At 40.7% G+C, this 17,434-nt stretch carries 15 protein-coding genes; 1 reads left to right on the top strand and 14 read right to left on the bottom strand.

The annotated features are described in order from the left end of the window. Positions 1-55 precede the first annotated feature (55 nt). Positions 56-1,888, bottom strand: a complete 1,833-nt coding sequence (glmS, locus tag DWV85_RS07140) for a glutamine--fructose-6-phosphate transaminase (isomerizing) (RefSeq protein ID WP_119562334.1) — start codon at positions 1,886-1,888, stop codon at positions 56-58. A 524-nt stretch (positions 1,889-2,412) separates the two neighbouring features. Between glmS and DWV85_RS07135 the strand changes: the two genes are divergently transcribed. Beyond that, positions 2,413-3,933, top strand: coding sequence for a hypothetical protein (locus DWV85_RS07135; RefSeq protein ID WP_123138421.1), 1,521 nt, complete (start codon positions 2,413-2,415; stop codon positions 3,931-3,933). Between the two features lie 119 nt (positions 3,934-4,052). Here DWV85_RS07135 and DWV85_RS07130 read toward each other — a convergent pair whose 3' ends face one another. The 13 genes from DWV85_RS07130 to DWV85_RS07070 all read right to left on the bottom strand — a co-directional run bounded on the left by DWV85_RS07130 (position 4,053) and on the right by DWV85_RS07070 (position 17,401). After that, complete coding sequence (locus DWV85_RS07130) at positions 4,053-5,075, bottom strand: tetratricopeptide repeat protein (RefSeq protein ID WP_123138420.1); 1,023 nt, start codon at positions 5,073-5,075, stop codon at positions 4,053-4,055. A gap of 233 nt (positions 5,076-5,308) precedes the next feature. Continuing rightward, a complete protein-coding gene (glmM, locus tag DWV85_RS07125) occupies positions 5,309-6,661 on the bottom strand; it encodes a phosphoglucosamine mutase (protein ID WP_123138419.1) in 1,353 nt (450 codons plus the stop codon). 186 nt (positions 6,662-6,847) lie between these two features. Continuing rightward, positions 6,848-8,446 (bottom strand): FAD-dependent protein, encoded by a 1,599-nt coding sequence (locus DWV85_RS07120; protein ID WP_123138418.1) that lies wholly within the window; start codon positions 8,444-8,446, stop codon positions 6,848-6,850. A gap of 216 nt (positions 8,447-8,662) precedes the next feature. Next, positions 8,663-9,589, bottom strand: a complete 927-nt coding sequence (locus DWV85_RS07115) for a CdaR family protein (protein WP_004693876.1) — start codon at positions 9,587-9,589, stop codon at positions 8,663-8,665. Next, positions 9,586-10,398, bottom strand: a complete 813-nt coding sequence (cdaA, locus tag DWV85_RS07110) for a diadenylate cyclase CdaA (protein ID WP_004697909.1) — start codon at positions 10,396-10,398, stop codon at positions 9,586-9,588. Before cdaA ends, DWV85_RS07115 begins: the two co-directional genes overlap by 4 nt. A gap of 117 nt (positions 10,399-10,515) precedes the next feature. Continuing rightward, complete coding sequence (locus tag DWV85_RS07105) at positions 10,516-10,830, bottom strand: XdhC family protein (RefSeq protein WP_004693881.1); 315 nt, start codon at positions 10,828-10,830, stop codon at positions 10,516-10,518. Beyond that, on the bottom strand, positions 10,820-11,548 hold the full coding sequence (locus DWV85_RS07100) for an XdhC family protein (RefSeq protein ID WP_008602931.1): 729 nt from the start codon (positions 11,546-11,548) through the stop codon (positions 10,820-10,822). The genes DWV85_RS07105 and DWV85_RS07100 overlap by 11 nt, the downstream gene beginning before the upstream one ends. Continuing rightward, complete coding sequence (gene yqeB, locus DWV85_RS07095; RefSeq protein ID WP_123138417.1) at positions 11,532-12,344, bottom strand: selenium-dependent molybdenum cofactor biosynthesis protein YqeB; 813 nt, start codon at positions 12,342-12,344, stop codon at positions 11,532-11,534. Before yqeB ends, DWV85_RS07100 begins: the two co-directional genes overlap by 17 nt. Further along, complete coding sequence (locus DWV85_RS07090; protein ID WP_255422594.1) at positions 12,341-13,021, bottom strand: nucleotidyltransferase family protein; 681 nt, start codon at positions 13,019-13,021, stop codon at positions 12,341-12,343. The genes yqeB and DWV85_RS07090 overlap by 4 nt, the downstream gene beginning before the upstream one ends. A 48-nt stretch (positions 13,022-13,069) precedes the next feature. Then, positions 13,070-13,828, bottom strand: a complete 759-nt coding sequence (gene yqeC / locus DWV85_RS07085) for a selenium cofactor biosynthesis protein YqeC (protein WP_008715366.1) — start codon at positions 13,826-13,828, stop codon at positions 13,070-13,072. Between the two features lie 41 nt (positions 13,829-13,869). Further along, entirely contained in the window at positions 13,870-16,167 is a 2,298-nt protein-coding gene (locus DWV85_RS07080; RefSeq protein WP_123138415.1) for a molybdopterin cofactor-binding domain-containing protein, read from the bottom strand. Then, positions 16,167-16,619, bottom strand: coding sequence for a 2Fe-2S iron-sulfur cluster-binding protein (locus DWV85_RS07075; RefSeq protein WP_123138414.1), 453 nt, complete (start codon positions 16,617-16,619; stop codon positions 16,167-16,169). The genes DWV85_RS07080 and DWV85_RS07075 overlap by 1 nt, the downstream gene beginning before the upstream one ends. Then, positions 16,619-17,401 carry an FAD binding domain-containing protein gene (locus DWV85_RS07070; protein WP_004697661.1) on the bottom strand — a complete coding sequence of 261 codons (783 nt, stop codon included), beginning with the start codon at positions 17,399-17,401 and terminating at the stop codon, positions 16,619-16,621. The genes DWV85_RS07075 and DWV85_RS07070 overlap by 1 nt, the downstream gene beginning before the upstream one ends. Positions 17,402-17,434 lie beyond the last annotated feature (33 nt).

The following is a 17,434-nucleotide window of genomic DNA, read 5'->3' as shown; positions in this document are numbered from 1 at the left end:
ATAGTCTCCCTATATTGAAATAAACCAACAGTGCCAAAGCACTGTTGGTTATATATTATTCTACGGTTACAGATTTAGCCAAATTACGTGGTTTATCTACGTCTGCACCGCGTGTAATTGCTGCATAATACGCCAATAGTTGCAATGGTACAACTGCTAAGATTGGAGCGATAAATTTATTCGCACGAGGCACATAAATTGTGTGGTCTACGTGTTTAGATAATTCTTCGTCACCTTTCATGCCAATACCGATTACAATAGCTTCACGAGCTTTTACCTCTCGGATGTTGCTGATCATCTTATCGTAAACATCCTCTTGTGTAGCCAATGCGATAACAGGTACGCCCTCTTCGATAAGAGCCAATGTACCATGTTTCAATTCGCCACCAGCATATGCTTCAGCGTGGATGTAAGAAATTTCTTTCAACTTCAAAGCACCTTCCATCGCTACTGCATAGTCGATAGCACGGCCCAAGAAGAATGCATCAGATTTGAAGCCATAATGTTTAGCAAAAGCTTTCATATCTTCGTCTACTTCAAAGATTTCATGAATCAAGGATGGTAAGTTTTTAACGCCGCTAAGAATTTCTTCGGCTAAGGCTGGATTTAATTTACCATTTAATTGACCTAGGTATACGGCGAACAACAATCCCGCTACTAATTGAGTAGTATACGCTTTTGTGGACGCTACAGAAATTTCAGGGCCAGCCCATGTGTAAACTTTGTTATCTGCTTCACGAGAAATGCTGGAACCAACAACATTGGTAATGGCCAATGATTTGGCGCCAAGGCGTTTAGCTTCTTTCAAAGCCGCCAATGTATCGGATGTTTCACCAGATTGACTAATAACGATACATAATGTTTTATCATCAGTCAACGGGTTGCTGTAACGGTATTCAGATGCTATTTCCACATCAACTGGAATACGCGCCAAGTTTTCAATATATTGTTTTGTTACAAGACCTGCATGGTATGCAGTACCGCATGCAACGATGAGAATTTTATTGAAAGCGGCTACATCTTCAGCAGTCCAATTTAGCTCATCAAAGATTGCTGTTTTACCATCTTCAGCGATATGTGTACCGAATGTATCGCGAACAGCTTTAGGTTGATCATGAATCTCTTTCAACATGAAATGCTCATAACCACCTTTTTCTGCTGCTTCCGCATTCCAGTTTACATGGAATACTTCTTTATCAACAGGGTTACCTTCACGGTCGAATACGGATACATTATCACGAGTTACGATAGCTAATTCACCATCGCTCAAGATGTATGTATCACGTGTGTAGTTAATGATAGCTGGAATATCGGATGCGACAAAGTTTTCACCTTTGCCAAGTCCGATAACCAATGGGTTTTCTTTTTTAGTACAAATGATTTTATCCGGCTCATCGGAGCAGATGATTTCAAGAGCATACGCACCATCAACACGAGCTAGCATGCGGCGTACTGTGCCCACGAAATCGCCATCGTACATATCCTCTAACAAATGAGCTACAACTTCTGTATCAGTTTCAGATTTGAAATGGTACCCTTTTGCAAGGAGCTCTTCTTTCAAAGGCATGTAGTTTTCAATAATGCCGTTGTGTACAACAGCAAATTTACCATCTTCAGATGCATGAGGGTGGGCGTTCATATCGGATGGACGACCATGTGTAGCCCAACGTGTATGACCAATGCCTACAGTTCCTTCATTAGGATCTGCTTTCACAACTGCCTCAAGATTAGCAAGACGGCCAACCTTCTTTTGAATTTTAATTACATTTTCAGGGCCGATAACAGCAATACCTGCAGAGTCATAACCACGGTATTCTAACTTTGCCATACCGTCCAACAAGAAATCAGATGCTTGATTAAAGCCAATGTATCCTACGATACCGCACATACGTATATCCTCCTATAACTGGGGGTATTTCTAGCCCCAGCAAAAACTAAGGCTAACTAATTAATGTTCTAGATTAATATTCTATTTAATGTATTAAATATTAGTTCAATACAATCCATTCAGATATACTTTGTCCCCATCGTTACCGATGGGCTTTTTAATACCTGTTACGACATGAATATGCCGGAAGAGCATCCGCTGATGACTCGATCACTCTTCACCTCGTCTACCCTAACGACTGCCTTCGCGGGTACTTGCGCTATTCGCCTTTACGAATTTGGAATTCCTTTCTGTGATATACGGCAGAATCAGTACAAAATAAAATATGTACTGACGTATATTATACTAAAAAAATCGATAAAAAGTAAACCACCACAGATAATTCAAAAAGCATAGAAAAGATTGTTTCTATGCTTCACGTCCTTTTCATTGTAAGAAATTATACTTCTATCATTCTAAATTTTACACAATTAGATTTTGTTGTATTTTCAAAATGTATGTATATAATTTGGGAGATGATAATCATGAATAAAACAACTATAAAGAAGCAACATAAAATTAAAAAGAACAGTTTATCATATAGAAAATTGCGTCGTTGGGTATTACCTGCAGTCCTTGGTGCAGCTCTGTCGACATTAGCGGTTATCCCCACCTTAGCCGTAGAGACTCAAACTAGTACTAACGTAGCAGTTGTAACCTCAACAGAACAAACTAAAACAGTACCATCCGCACAAGGAAGCACACCTCCAAACGGCGCACCTCACGGCAAAGCACCTGCGGGTCAATCACCTACAGGCACGTCTAACCAAATACTTCCAAATGGGAATCCTCCTTCTGGCACTCCTAACGATATGCCTCCAACAGCTATGCAGAATGGAGCCCCTAATGGAATGGCACCACAAGTTGAAGTAGATCCTAGTACTTTTAAAGGCACGACTATCGTTACAGAAAACAAATCCATTGCTCACGAATCGATGACAAACACAACAGCCGATCAGAATGCTTTCATCGGTAAAAATAAAGCGGTAATTGATATTGAAAATAGCGTTTTCGATAAAACAGGCGACACTACAAGCGATGACAACAGCAATTTCCGTGGTCAAAACGCAGTAGTCCTCGGTATCGACGGGAGCCAAATCAATATTAAAGGCAGTAATATTACATCTAATTCTAAAGGGTCTAACGCAGTCTTTGCCACTGGTGAGGGCTCTGTTATCAACGTAGAAAACACTAATATCCATACCAAAAGCGATTCCTCTCGTGGTTTAGATGCCACTTACAAAGGCACTGTAAATGGCAAAAATCTAACTATCACCACTGAAGGTGCTCATTCTGCCACACTTGCTACAGATCGCGGAGAAGGCACTATCACCGCAGAAGCAGCCAAACTTACGACATCTGGCGAAGGCAGCCCTGTTATCTACTCCACGGGTAATATTATAGTGAACAATGTCAACGGCATAGCGAATAACAGTGAAATTGGCGTCGTAGAAGGTAAGAACTCCATTACCCTTACAAACTCCAATGTAACAGGCTACAAAGATAATGGTTTCATGCTATATCAAAGCTTCTCTGGTGATGCTGAAAGCGGTATTGCTCGTCTGAAAGCAGAGAATAATACACTTACAACTCACGCTACAGGTGCGTTCCTCTATGTAAACAACACTACTGCTGAAGTAGACCTTTCTAACAATGTAATCTCTATGCCGAACACTTCTACCCTAGTGAAAGCAGCTGCCGACTCCCGTTGGGGAAAAGCTGGTGAGAACGGCGGTCATCTTACACTCCGCACATCTAATCAAGAACTAAGCGGTAATATTATGGCTGATTCAATCAGTACCATCGTACTAGACATGACAAATGGATCTAGCCTTGTAGGCGCTGTAAACACAGACAATGCTGCTAAAGAAGTAACTGTGAAACTCAGCAAAGACTCCAATTGGATACTCACAGGCGACAGCTATGTAAAATCCTTGAACAACGAAGACACAACAGGTAGTAACATTCACTTAAATGGATATAAACTCGTTGTGGCTAATAAATAATAATAAAAGCACTACTTTGAATTATTCCAATCCAAAGTAGTGCTATTCTTTTTCAATCAAAACTATAAAACTTCAACTATATAAATATTCTTTAGCTCTATCACTATGAAGTTAGCGTATTATAAGTTATGAGTTAAACGGTCTATCAAATAGCATCCATATTCTGGCCATAGTTGCAATTCAAGTATAGGTATAAAATTTTCATTTTTAATCTTATACACCAATATATCTAAATCTTCAATATCCTCTTCCCAACTTTTTATACAGTTTTGTTTTTCTTCTTCACTAGAAAAATCTTCATCTACTTTTGTTTCCTCAAGAGACAATATTAGTTCTTCTCTCTTTTCAGCAATTTCTTTCTTAAAATAATCATGCTGATTATTAAGCCAAAGAGCAAAGTAATACGGAGGTCCAGAAACAATACAATCTACTTTTGACTTTTCACATTCCTCTAGAAATAAGGTATACTCACCTAATACATAATAAGCTTCATATACCTGAAAATCATGAATAATGTCAGAATCATAATATTTGTCTTTATATTGTTCATCCTGACCAAGCTTAATTTGTTTTAAACGATTCATCGCTTGATCTTTATAGCCCAAATACACATCACAATAAGCAATAGAGAGTAATAATCGCATTCTATTTGGGTAGTTTTTTAATAACCCTTCAAAAGTAGTCTTTGCTTTCTCATATTTCTTAAGCTCAAACAAACACACTGCATAGCCAAAGTTCATTTCATAATCGTTCGATACTATTATTCCCTTTTCAAAAGCATGTAAACTTCTCTTTAAGTCCTCTGCAGAACCTTTCTCTCTATAAGCTGAAAAATGATATAAAGCCAGCCCTCTGTAAGTCTCTATATATGGGGACTTTAATTTTACAGCAGCAGATAGATAGTCATATTCTTTTATACTCCCCTCATCACTATAATAAAAAGCCAGATTAGTATAAACTTTAGCTTTTTCAGCATCACTCAATTTATCTCTATATTTTTCTAAGAAGGCCTCTAATATAAGCTGTGAATTTCTATCTCTCCTTGATTGTGACTCAGCATATGCAAGCTCACAAGCAGACTCTACACTATTTGGACACTCATTAAGGAGATTTCCAAGCTCCCGTTGATTTACAATCTTCATACGACACCTTAACTATTTACCAATAAGACTTAAACTATATAGCTATAATAACATATAGTGATGGTTCCATTCGGTAACCATCCTAAATAAATATAAAATAAATACCCTCCTATATATGTTCCTGCAGCGACTTTACGTAGGACGGAGCAAAGGGACATATATAGGAGGGTATACCTTTGATATAAATTGTAGAATGGAACCAAACGAAGTAGTATCAAACTACTCATTAAGAGTTAATCCGCAAGCCCTTGTTCTCTACCGATAATATCAGCAATTTCTTGGCACAGGGATTGTAGTTCTTCTTGATTAGGACCTTCAGCCATGACGCGAATGAGTGGTTCTGTCCCGGATGCACGTACTAAAACGCGACCTTCGTCACCAAGTTCTCCTTCAGCTGTTACGATAGCAGCTTTGATGAGGTCATTGTCTTCCCAGCCAGTTTTTGTAGCTACACGAACATTTACAAGAACTTGTGGGTATTTTGTCATAATGCCGGCCAATTCAGAAAGAGGTTGCTTTTTCTCCTTCATAAGAGCTGCCACTTGAACAGCTGTTAACATGCCGTCACCAGTGGTATTGTGATCTAAAAAGATTACGTGACCAGATTGTTCACCACCAACGGAAAGATTATGTTCACGCATGTATTCCAATACATATCGATCACCAACAGCAGTGGAAACTGTTTTCATACCAAGTTCTTCTGCTGCTTTATGGAATCCAATATTACTCATAACGGTACCAACTATGGTATCACCTTTAAGTTTGCCTTCTTCTTTCAACTTAAGGGCGCATAGCAACATGATTTGATCACCATCAAGGACTTGACCTTTTTCATCAACCAATAAACAGCGGTCAGCATCGCCATCATTAGCAATACCAAGGTCTGCATTATGTTGTTGTACGGCTACTTGTAAACCTTCAATATGTGTGGAACCACAATGATGATTGATATTCAAACCATCTGGATTCACATTAATATTGATGACTTTAGCCCCTAGTCCAGACAAAATTTCCGGGCCTACACTGGACGCTGCGCCATTGGCACCATCATAAACGATAGTCAACCCTTCAAGGGACGTATCGATTGTGTGACGTACAAAATGAGCATATAAATGAGCCAAGTTACTATTGAACTCAATTTTACCAATACCATCACCTGTAGGACGTGCCAATTCATTATCTGCACTTTGACGAACATATTTTTCCAATTCATCTTCCACTTCATCAGGTAATTTATAGCCATTACCATCAAAGAATTTAATGCCATTATCTGGATATGGATTGTGAGATGCAGAAATAACAGCACCTGCATCAAAACCTTGTTGACGTACAAGGTACGCTACTGCTGGAGTTGGGATAACGCCTGCAATTACTACATTACCACCAACAGAACAAATGCCCGCCGCTAATGCACTTTCAAGCATAGAACCAGAAATTCGCGTATCGCGACCAATCAAGAACGTAGGGTGATCCTTTGCCTTACCAAAATGTGTTCCTGCCGCACGACCTAAATGATAGGCTAATTCCGGCGTTAAAAACTCATTAACAACACCACGTACACCATCTGTACCAAATAAACGAGCCATAATTATCCTCCTCTAAGGATTTGTGAAGGTTTCACAAGTCTATATATCTACCGTGTGTATCTTTTCAATAATTACTGTTGTGTATTATATCATAATATAGAAAGCATACCTACTATAAAGTCACATCTATATTACATAAATAGTATGAATCTATACTGTAATTCAATTCATCAGTATAATTCCCCACTAATTAGGTTTTGCATATTTTGCCATACATAAAATGGCCGTTTCCGCACCATCAAGGGCAGCACTCATAATTCCCCCTGCATAGCCAGCCCCCTCACCCATAGGATAAAAACCTCCTACAGTAGGAGAAATGCGTTCTTCATTGCGTCCCATACGAAGCGGTGCAGAGGTACGCGTTTCAACGCCTGTCATACACACCGCAGGATCATCAAATCCTCGGATGCGACGCCCCCAGTATGGCAAGGCCCGCTCTAATACGGATGTGACGAATGATGGCAAGCAATCATGTAAATCGCAATTTACAACACCTGGCTCGTAGCTATATATACTATTTTGTACGCTAGGTGCTTGTGAAAGTCCTAAAAACTGTCCTACAGTTTGTGCAGGTGCATGGAAGTTAGAACCGCCCAACTCATAGGCCTTGCGTTCCCATTCTCGTTGAAATGCGACGCCATCTAAAGGATGAGTACCAAAGTCATCTGGACCTACGTTGACTACGATAGCACTATTAGCAACACCGCTATCCCGAGCGTATAAACTCATGCCATTTACGACAACGCCACCATCTTCAGAGGCAGATGCTACTACTTGACCTCCTGGGCACATACAGAAGCTATATGCAGTACGACCTGATTCTTTATCGTGGTATACGAGAGAATATTCCGCTGCACCAAGGCCCAAACTAGATGGATCTACACCATATTGAGACTCATCAATTACAGCCTGATCATGCTCAATACGAACACCGATAGCAAATGGTTTTGCCGTCATTTCCACATTGCGTTTATAAAGCATTTCATATGTGTCACGTGCACTATGGCCTACACCAGACAAAACAACAGTCGTATCAATACGCTCACTACCATTAACTTCAACGCCTACGATACGGTCATTTTCAATAAATAAATCCGTTACCTTAGAACCAAAGCGGACTTCACCGCCCCATTCAATGATGCGCTCACGCATAGCTTTTACCATGGTACGCAATTTATCAGTACCTACATGAGGTTTATGTTTATATAAGATTTCTTCAGGCGCGCCAAACTCTACAAAGTATTTAGATATTTCATGTAACCGCGGATGGGTAATGCGAGTTGTTAACTTACCATCGGAAAAAGTTCCTGCGCCGCCTTCCCCAAACTGTACGTTGGACTCAGGCTTAAATATGCCCTTTTTCCAAAATGTCTCTACATCATGACTACGTGTATCTACATCTTGACCGCGTTCAAGTACGATTGGGCGATAGCCTTCACGAGCTAAGTAAAAGGCTGCCAGCATCCCCGCAGGGCCAAAGCCCATAACAACAGGACGATGTGCTAATGGTACAGCCCCCAAAACGATAGGTTCTGGATCTTCTGCAGCAAATACAGATACATCCTTTTCTTTACCAAGCTTTTTCATGACTTGAGCTTCATTATGAACCTCAATGAATAGAGTATATACAAAAACAATGTTTGGCTTCTTACGGGCATCTACGGCACGTCGAACAACATGAATCGTTTCGATAGCACCACGTAATGGGGGATATTTCTTTTCTACAATACTTTTGATATCCGACTTAACCGTAACAGCCACGCGGAGATTTATTATTCTAATCATATCTTTCCTATTAAAGCCTCCCTTTTAGGTGAGCCTACTTCTTTAATCTTTGACCAAAATTCTTTACCACTTGACCAGTAAAAAAATAGTCATACATCTTTATTATACAACACTCCTATAAAAGCTAATATATAAATCATAAAAAGGCCCTAATAGAGAAATATTCACTCTATTAGGGTCTTTGTCGCAAGATTTCAAAGCCTTACAAAAAACTTATCATCCATTAAGTACTTTCTTTTGTATTTCTACTTTCACCCGTACCGTTGTGGTATTGCTATTAACTCCATTCGGTAATACTAAATTATAGTTACCCTGTACAGTTTCAGTAGCACCCGATACATCGATAGGTTCCGTTTGTATTTCTGTAACGGAATCAATCATTTCTTCACGACCTGTAACTGTTAGTTGCGTTGGTGTAGCAGACGTGGATTTAACTTCATAACCTTCTGCTACTGTACCAACAGTCGGAACAGTAATAGGAACCGCCTTTTCTTTACGTAATAAGTTGAGTTCATATTGTGCTTGGCCTTGGTTTGGATTAATATGTACATCCAGTACATTACCTGCCGTATCCCAAGCTTCTAAAGTACTAACAGCGCTAAAGTTCTTCGTTTGACCAGCCACATTGACTTTCATCACAACCTTGCTCACTGCATTAACTTGTTGCTTACGACCAGAAACAGTTACCTCTTTCGGCACAATCGTTACCGATTTCAAAGCAATATCATCAGAGAACTTGCCGATTGGAACTATTTCAACAGGAATCGTTTTCTCTGCATATTCATCAACATTGATGATGATGTTATCTGGTTTAACCTCCACAAGATTCATCCCTGCCGGAGGCGTAAAATTAATAGTTACATTATTTTGACCTGGTTTTACACCAGATGCATCAATATAAGCCCGTAAATTATCTGATTTCATAGACATAATGGTATCACGTGGACCAGCCAGAACAACACGGACCACATCTGGTGCATCTTCTATGATATAGCCAGAATTGAGATTTTGAACCTGAACAGGTATTGTATAGGTTACTTCCATCACAGGGTTCTGATCGCGCATAATAAAGAACCACATGACGATAGCCGCTAGCAAGGATAATAATTTAGCAGGCCAATTGCGTTTCAAATGAATCATCATTTATTTGCCCTCCATTTCCACATACTAGTAATGGTTTGACGAGGGCGTTCCATAAAGGTGCGCAATGCCTCTTTAATTTGATCCTCTGGTAAATGGCGATAAATATGACCCCCATATGTATAAGAGATGGTCCCTGTTTCCTCACTGACAACGACTACGACAGCGTCTGTTTGCTCAGATAAGCCAATAGCTGCACGGTGACGTGTACCTAGTTCAGTACTCAATGTGCGGTCCTCAGTCAACGGCAACAAGCAGCCCGCTGCACGGATTCGCCCATCACGAATAATCAAGGCCCCATCATGAAGCGGTGTACTAGGAACAAAGATATTTTTAATCAACTCGCGACTCAATACAGCATCGATAAGAATACCAGTATCTACAAAGTCATTGAGACCTACTTCACGTTCAAAAACGATAAGTGCCCCAGTATGTTCACGAGACATAACGCGAGCCGCAGCCATCACTTCATTAATGGCCATATCCATTTCTTCTTCGTTTACATTTTGTGCCTTGCTGAAGATTCGTCCACGCCCCAATTGTTCTAGAGCACGACGCAATTCTGGTTGGAATACAACGGGTAACGCAAAGAGAAGAACGGTCATACTTTGTTGCAAAATCCAGTTGATAACGTATAGATTTAACAGATGACTTAATAAATTTAAAATTGCCAACATAACGAGACCTTTTAAAAGAGAAACGGCCCGTGTATCTTTAAGCAATTTATATAAATAGTAAATACCAATAGCAACGATTATGATATCAACGATATCAAGAAGCCTAAAGGTATGTATAAGTGCGTCAATATGCATAAAAATAGCTCCTTATACAAAATAATAAGGTACAATCAATTCTTTGACTGTACCTTATATTTTAACTCATTTTGAGAGTACTGTAAATTTATAAACAAACGCTGAATGAGATTTTTATTAGATGTTTTGTGTTTCAATCCAAACATCCATTTGGCCCCCACAAACCATGCCTTCTTTAACAGCTACGTCATCATCGAGATGAACATCGATACGACGGTGAGCTTCTTTTTTATTCAAAGAGTCCACCGCACTTAGGCGGATTTCATTTTCCGCACGTCCGCCGCCGATAGTGCCAAAAATAGATCCATCAGGAAATACAACCATAGATGTACCAGCTTTACGAGGTGTGGATCCACAGGTATATAAAATAGTGGCTACTGCTAAGGTTTCGTTTTTACGTTCACTAAGGTATTCAATAAACTCACGATTCATGGATCACTCTACCTTTCCGCAATGAGCCGCCTTTTTTACCACGCACCACTGCCAAATATTCACTAACGATAGATAATGCAATTTCCTCAGGCGTTTGAGCTCCTAAATCTAGACCAATAGGCGCATATACCATATCTAACTCATCTTGAGTCCATCCTTGCTCACGCAACACTTCAAAAGCGTGATGGATGCGTTTTTGGCTGCCCATAACGCCCATATAGGTAGGCAAGTACCCTCGTAATTGTTCTAAGCATATATTATCGTACTCATGAGCACGTGTCACAATGATAAAACCAGTATATTCATCAAGAGGTAAATCGTTCTTGAAGTTTTCTAAAGGCAAGCATTTACGTATGACACGTTCATCAAAGAATTCAGGAACTACATATTCTGGACGGTCATCTACGACTGTAACACGACATCCAATAAACAACAGCAAATCTGTAATCGCTCGGCTAACATGACCTGCGCCTAATACGAGAACTGACGGATCATTTTCTACAGGTTGTACGAAACACTCCATTTCGCCTACCATGCATAGAGAATTTAGCTTTGCTTTATCTACAGTAAACCCTTCAATAGGAGTTCCGTATAGAACCCTTCCATCTTCAGCATAAATAGTCTTATCCCCTTGACGAGGACCGGATAGAACAGTAACCATCACAGTAGTTTCAGTAACCTGTAGACGATCTTTCATCACATCATAAATTGTTTCCATCTAGATTCCTTTCATAATCCCAAGCGGTAACAGCCTCTAATACACCTCCACCGACAGCAAGGGATTTATCTGAAATACTATAGCAATGAGACTCTTCACAACGAGCATCCACATCAGCCAACTTAAAATGATCTGATACGATGAGCCCACTTTTTAAAATGCCTCGTAGAATACCTGTAATTTTTGCTCTTACTGGTTCTTCATCGACATAACCAATTACTTCATTAGCTTGTACAGAATCCCCAATATGACGTTTTGCTGTAAATAGTCCAGCCTTTGGAGAATGAATAACGCGCTCATGAGTGTAGCCACCTACATTTCCAGGGATACCTGTATTAGGTTGAGCTGATCCATCATAGATACAGCGACCTAATGAATGACCACGCATCGTTTCAATGACCACATCTACATCTTCTCCAGCAGTAAATCCAGGGCCCACACCGATAACGAGATCTGCATCATCCCGTTTTGTACCAAGATTCTTTTTACTCAAAATAGCATCGACTACAATCTCTGGTTTTAAAGTGTCCAATAATTCCTCATATGAGCTAGTGACAACGGGGATGATTTCCTGTGCCAATGTATCCTTCACTTCACTAAGAGACACATGACGAGCAACAAAACGTTCCAAAATCATTTCTCCACGATGAACCGCATTACCGTAACATACTTCGCGGCGAATCATGGTAGGAATCGCTATTTCACTAATTACAACGGGATAGCCCGCCCGTCTCAATCTATATACAGCGCCGGAAGCAATGTCTCCGCCTCCACGCATGAGTACCAATGGTTTCATAATGCCTCACTTTCACGATGTTTCAAACGCTCAAAATCATCGGGTGTATCGATATCGTCGCCAATATCATCACTAATCCATAATTTCACGACATGGGCTTTACCATCACCATGAATAATGGTCTTACCCCCTTGATCCCCTTGAATCTGTTGTAAATAATCAAACCAATGAGAACCAAAGAGAACGGGATTTCCCGAGTGATAATTTGCCCCATAATGTGGAACGACGATAGTTTTCGGATGAAAGTTTTCATTAAACGCACGAATGACCTCGTGTACAACAGCACTCGTCAGAAGTGGTTGATCTCCTACTGAACAGAGAATACCGTCTAGCGGTATGGATGACGTATTCATCAAATGACGTACTCCCATCGCTATGGATACGCCTTGCCCTAGTTCAGGATGGTCATTTCGAAGGGCTTCAAAACCATAGTTTGTGACAATTGGTTCTAATTTCTCATGATCATCACCAGTAACCGCCACAAAAGGTAGCCTACACGATACAGTAGAAGCCACCTGTCCACCCCATCCACCTTGAAGAGCCCCACAGACCGCATCTAGAACAGTCTTACCACGCCAGGGCAAGAGTTGCTTATTACATCCCATACGCTTGGATTGTCCTCCCACAAGGAGGACAATGCCAATATGCAAAGGATGACGGTCTATGGGGTCTCTCATGGGACTAAAAGCGGTATTACAATTTGCTTTCATAATAGTCATGAGTACCTACCGACATTGAATAATGCGACGGATTTCACAACTTGCTTTATATCCATCAGCCAAAATGATAGCCGTAATATCACTATCAACAATATGATCAATAAAATCATCGATAATGCGATGTTGCACTGTTTCATAACCAGTACAGAATAATATTTTCTTACCTTTACTGTATTGGAATAAACCTTGCCTATGCAAAACAAGATCAGCCAACATACGAGGAGTTACAATAGCCCCCATATCGCGTTTTACAATATCTTGAACCAGCTCGATATTATGTACGTGCTCATCATCTAATGGGGCCCCTAGCATTTGTAGATTCACGAGGCCAATCGTAGTCTTTGTAAGAGATGGAATGACAGGTTCGGTCATCTTAGGTGCCTTGAGCCATTTTTCCTTCGCCCCATCTGCTTCTACAACAATTTGCCAATTGGGATGTAACTTGGATAAACCATCGATGAGATCACAATCTAAAGAGTCTACTTTTGTTCCTGTAATTCCAGCGAACCACGCACCACAATAGCCACGTAAAAGTCGGTCAGTACAATACTCATCAGCTTCATTAATATTACGAGTATAAATCGGTTCATAATGAGCCACCTGAGACTCATAAAGTCGAGTCGTAGTCGTAACTACGATGGGCTGACCTTTCAGCCGTCCATATTCTACTAGTTTTGAAAGCACAGTCGTTTTACCGCCTGCCCCAACAAGGGCAACGATTCCCGGCTGAATCAATCGATTCCAATAGGATGTTTGTGATGTCATAGAACCAGGCCTCCTTAGAAAGTAAAAGGAACTAGAAATCTCTATACTTTATATTTCTCGTCCATAGCCATAAATACCTTCTCAGGTGTCATAGGTAATGTACGAATATCCGCACCAACTGCATTTTTAATGGCATGTTGGATAGCAGGGCACCCCGTATTGATGACAACCTCACCAATAGATTTAGCTCCGAAGCCACCTGTAGGCTCGTAAGATTCTACAAAGTCTGTATGTAATTCACCAATATCCTGACGGGTTGGGATTTTATAAGTCATAAGATTGTTTGTTTCTAAACGACCATTGTTGGAATAGCGTACATCTTCATATAAAGCCATGCCGATAGCTTGTACTACACCACCCTCAACTTGAACGCGAGCCAATTTAGGATTGATAACCGTACCACAATCAACACAAGAATAGAAATGAAGAGGAATAACCTTACCTGTTTGTTTATCTACCTTCACCTCAGCAATAGATGCCATAAATGGAGGTGGAGACGTATGACTCCCCCATGTAGCAAAACCAGACAATTGCTCCGCATTAACACCAACTAATAATTTTGGTGCCAATTGATGGATATCCATTGTTTTAGCACCATCTTTTGTGGTAGCTACAACGCCGTCAAAGTCAACGTTTTCAACGTCGGTTTCAAAGAATTGAGCGAATTTAGCAATAATCTTAGTGCGCAATTCTTCTGCTGCCATCTTAGCAGCAGTACCTGTTACATAGGTTGTACTAGAAGCGTAAGACCCTGGATCGAATGGTACGATATCTGTATCTGATTCAATAACAGTCATATATTCCATAGGACAGCCGATTACTTCACAGGCCATTTGAGTCAATACGGTATTAGACCCCATGCCCATATCAGAAGACCCAGTATACAGTGTATAATTACCATCGTCACCAAGGCGGATTTCAACAGACGCCACATCGATATTCGCGACACCAGAGCCTTGTAATGCTAAAGCCATGCCCAGTCCACCGCGATAACGCTCATCAATGTCCCAAGAATGAGGGCGTTCATCCCAACGAGCCATTTCTTTTACGCGATTTACAGTATCTTGGAAAAGACCAGAATCAAGATATTCATCTGGAGCATATACTAAGCTTTGTTCACCTTCCGCTATTAAGTTCTTCTGACGTAATTCAGCTGGATCAATCCCCATCTTATCAGCTAACTGGTTTACTGCACATTCTAATGGCCACAATGCTTCTGTTGCACCATACCCACGGAAAGCACCACCAGGAGTTTGGTTAGTATACACACCCTCTGTACCATAATGAACAGCAGTCGCTTTGTTGTACAAAGGTACAGATTTATGTTCGCCAGCCGTTGTAGTAGTGAAGCAATGAGTTGCATGTGCACCAGCGGCTGTGATGGAGTCCATATCAATAACTTTAATAATGCCATCTTTTGTAGCACCTACACGGATTTTCCATTCACGAGCATGACGTGTAGTAGAGCAAGTTTGTGCTTCTGTACGATCGTATAAGAGATAACAAGGTTTTTTCAATGTCCACGCTACAAAGGCCGTCATAATTTCTGTACAAGCCGTTTGTTTAGAGCCGAAACCGCCGCCGATACGAGGTTTAATAACACGGACTTTTGTGGCCGGAATACCGAGTGCACGAGCGATGTGACGGCGTACATGGAATACGATTTGCGTCGAGGATACGATAACTACACGACCTAGCGCATCTATATATCCAAAGCTTTGGAATGGTTCCATCGCTGTTTGGCGTGTGGCCTGGTCAAAGTATGTGCCTTCTGCCACGTAATCACATTTAGCAAGTTCTGCTTCCACATCTCCTACCCGTTTGTGATAGGATACGCAAATATTGCGTTTGTAATCTTGTCCTACAGGGATATTATTGTGAATATCATCTTCAGGATGTACTATAGTTTCATGGTCGATAGCAGTGTGCATATCAAGTACAGGTTTCTGTACTTCGTATTCAATCTTGATAAGCGGCATTGCTTTAAGTGCTGTAGCCTCATCTTTTGCTACGATAAGAGCTACTTCGTCTCCAACATAGCGAACTACAGGGTCCAAGATGAGCGCATCATAAGCGGATGGCTCTGGATATGTTTGACCTGCTAATGTGAATCGCGTATTAGGCACATCTTCATAAGTAAAAATAGCTTCTACGCCAGGGATCAATTTGGCTTTAGATGTATCAATAGATTTGATGCGCGCCTGAGCATGAGGACTACGAAGGGCCTTAATAACGAGCGCATCTTTGGGAACAAAATCACCAGTATAAGACGGTTTACCAGACAAAATACCTTTGGAGTCAACTTTGTCATAGGACTTACCAATATGCTTGTTCATCATTATAGGCCTCCTTCTAAGAATTTACGAACTCCTCGAAGTTGTGATTCATAACCAGTACAGCGACATAAGTTACCTATGAGGTATTCGCGAATCTCATCATCGCTAGCCTTTGGATTTTTGCGTTTCAAATTAATAGCACTCATCATCATGCCAGTTGTACAAAAACCACACTGATCTGCGCCTTCACTTGCGATACAAGCCGCTAATAATTCAGCTTCCTCTTGTAAGCCTTCTAATGTAGTAATTTTATGGCCTGGCGCACGAAATGTAGGGTATGCACAGGACAAAATAATTTCGTCATCCACCCATACAGTGCAAAGGCCACAGTTTGTAGTATCACAGCCACAGCGGACACTGTAATAGCCAAGATTACGCAATGTATCTAGCAACATCTCATCAGTTAGCACATTAACAGTTACATTTTTGTTATTAATATTAAGTACGAGTTCCATTATTGTGCCACCTCCTTAGCTAAGCGTTGAACCATTGCTTTTACCATTTCCATGCGATATTCTTTAGACGCATGAGAGTTAGATTGATACACTAGTTCTTCAGATGCCAATTGACCTGCCTCTTTTGCGGCAGATAATCCTTTTTCTGAAAGCAAAGCACTTGCTTTAACAGCTAATTGAGGTACACCAGGTCTTGTACCGATATACAATTCAACCCCTTTTTCATCATGGCGAAGAGCACCTGTCAATAACGGGAAATCACCACGAGAGATGCGAAGAGCTTCAACAGATACAGGTACATCTACTTTAGGGATGCGAATCTCCACGAGAATATCACGTTCTCTATATGTCATATAATCTTGCATGGACATACGACCGCCTTTAAAGGTAACGATGTCTGCATGCACTGCCAATAGCGCAGGGATGATATCAGAGAAGCCAAACTTACTTGCTACAGAACCGCCCATGGTAGCAGTATTTCTAAATTGAACGCCAAGAATCTCCTTAACGCCTTTAACTACGGCACCGCCGCAGAATTGTTGTAAAGGCTCAAAGCGTTCCACATCTCCTTGTGTCGCCATAGCGCCAATTACAAACTCCTTATCTTCTTCACGAACATAACGCAAATCAAGACTCGCCATATCAATCACTGATGGCCAAGTACGTCGTCCTAGACGCAGCCAACAGCCGCCTGCTAGCATAGGAGCAGTTTTGTTCTTTGTGGCTAATTCATAAGCCTCTTCCACCGTCTTCGGTTGTAATACTTTCATAAATGCTAACATAATCTGTCCTCTCAATGGTATACTAATACTAAC

Source organism: Veillonella sp. AF13-2 (assembly GCF_003603295.1).
In the GTDB taxonomy this organism is placed as follows: Bacteria; Bacillota; Negativicutes; order Veillonellales; family Veillonellaceae; genus Veillonella; species Veillonella parvula_E.
Note: the sequence above shows the minus strand (reverse complement) of the source record. Positions and strands in the feature narration are given on the sequence as shown.

What these genes read in the sequence shown, in the direction of transcription:
- yqeC (WP_008715366.1), bottom strand. Translation starts at nt 13,828, where the DNA reads ATGACATCACAAACATCCTATTGGAATCGATTGATTCAGCCGGGAATC.
- glmM (WP_123138419.1), bottom strand. Translation starts at nt 6,661, where the DNA reads ATGGCTCGTTTATTTGGTACAGATGGTGTACGTGGTGTTGTTAATGAG.
- DWV85_RS07080 (WP_123138415.1), bottom strand. Translation starts at nt 16,167, where the DNA reads ATGATGAACAAGCATATTGGTAAGTCCTATGACAAAGTTGACTCCAAA.
- DWV85_RS07115 (WP_004693876.1), bottom strand. Translation starts at nt 9,589, where the DNA reads ATGATGATTCATTTGAAACGCAATTGGCCTGCTAAATTATTATCCTTG.
- DWV85_RS07100 (WP_008602931.1), bottom strand. Translation starts at nt 11,548, where the DNA reads ATGGAAACAATTTATGATGTGATGAAAGATCGTCTACAGGTTACTGAA.
- DWV85_RS07130 (WP_123138420.1), bottom strand. Translation starts at nt 5,075, where the DNA reads ATGAAGATTGTAAATCAACGGGAGCTTGGAAATCTCCTTAATGAGTGT.
- DWV85_RS07070 (WP_004697661.1), bottom strand. Translation starts at nt 17,401, where the DNA reads ATGTTAGCATTTATGAAAGTATTACAACCGAAGACGGTGGAAGAGGCT.
- DWV85_RS07135 (WP_123138421.1), top strand. Translation starts at nt 2,413, where the DNA reads ATGAATAAAACAACTATAAAGAAGCAACATAAAATTAAAAAGAACAGT.
- glmS (WP_119562334.1), bottom strand. Translation starts at nt 1,888, where the DNA reads ATGTGCGGTATCGTAGGATACATTGGCTTTAATCAAGCATCTGATTTC.
- DWV85_RS07120 (WP_123138418.1), bottom strand. Translation starts at nt 8,446, where the DNA reads ATGATTAGAATAATAAATCTCCGCGTGGCTGTTACGGTTAAGTCGGAT.
- yqeB (WP_123138417.1), bottom strand. Translation starts at nt 12,344, where the DNA reads ATGAAACCATTGGTACTCATGCGTGGAGGCGGAGACATTGCTTCCGGC.
- cdaA (WP_004697909.1), bottom strand. Translation starts at nt 10,398, where the DNA reads ATGCATATTGACGCACTTATACATACCTTTAGGCTTCTTGATATCGTT.
- DWV85_RS07090 (WP_255422594.1), bottom strand. Translation starts at nt 13,021, where the DNA reads ATGAGAGACCCCATAGACCGTCATCCTTTGCATATTGGCATTGTCCTC.
- DWV85_RS07105 (WP_004693881.1), bottom strand. Translation starts at nt 10,830, where the DNA reads ATGAATCGTGAGTTTATTGAATACCTTAGTGAACGTAAAAACGAAACC.
- DWV85_RS07075 (WP_123138414.1), bottom strand. Translation starts at nt 16,619, where the DNA reads ATGGAACTCGTACTTAATATTAATAACAAAAATGTAACTGTTAATGTG.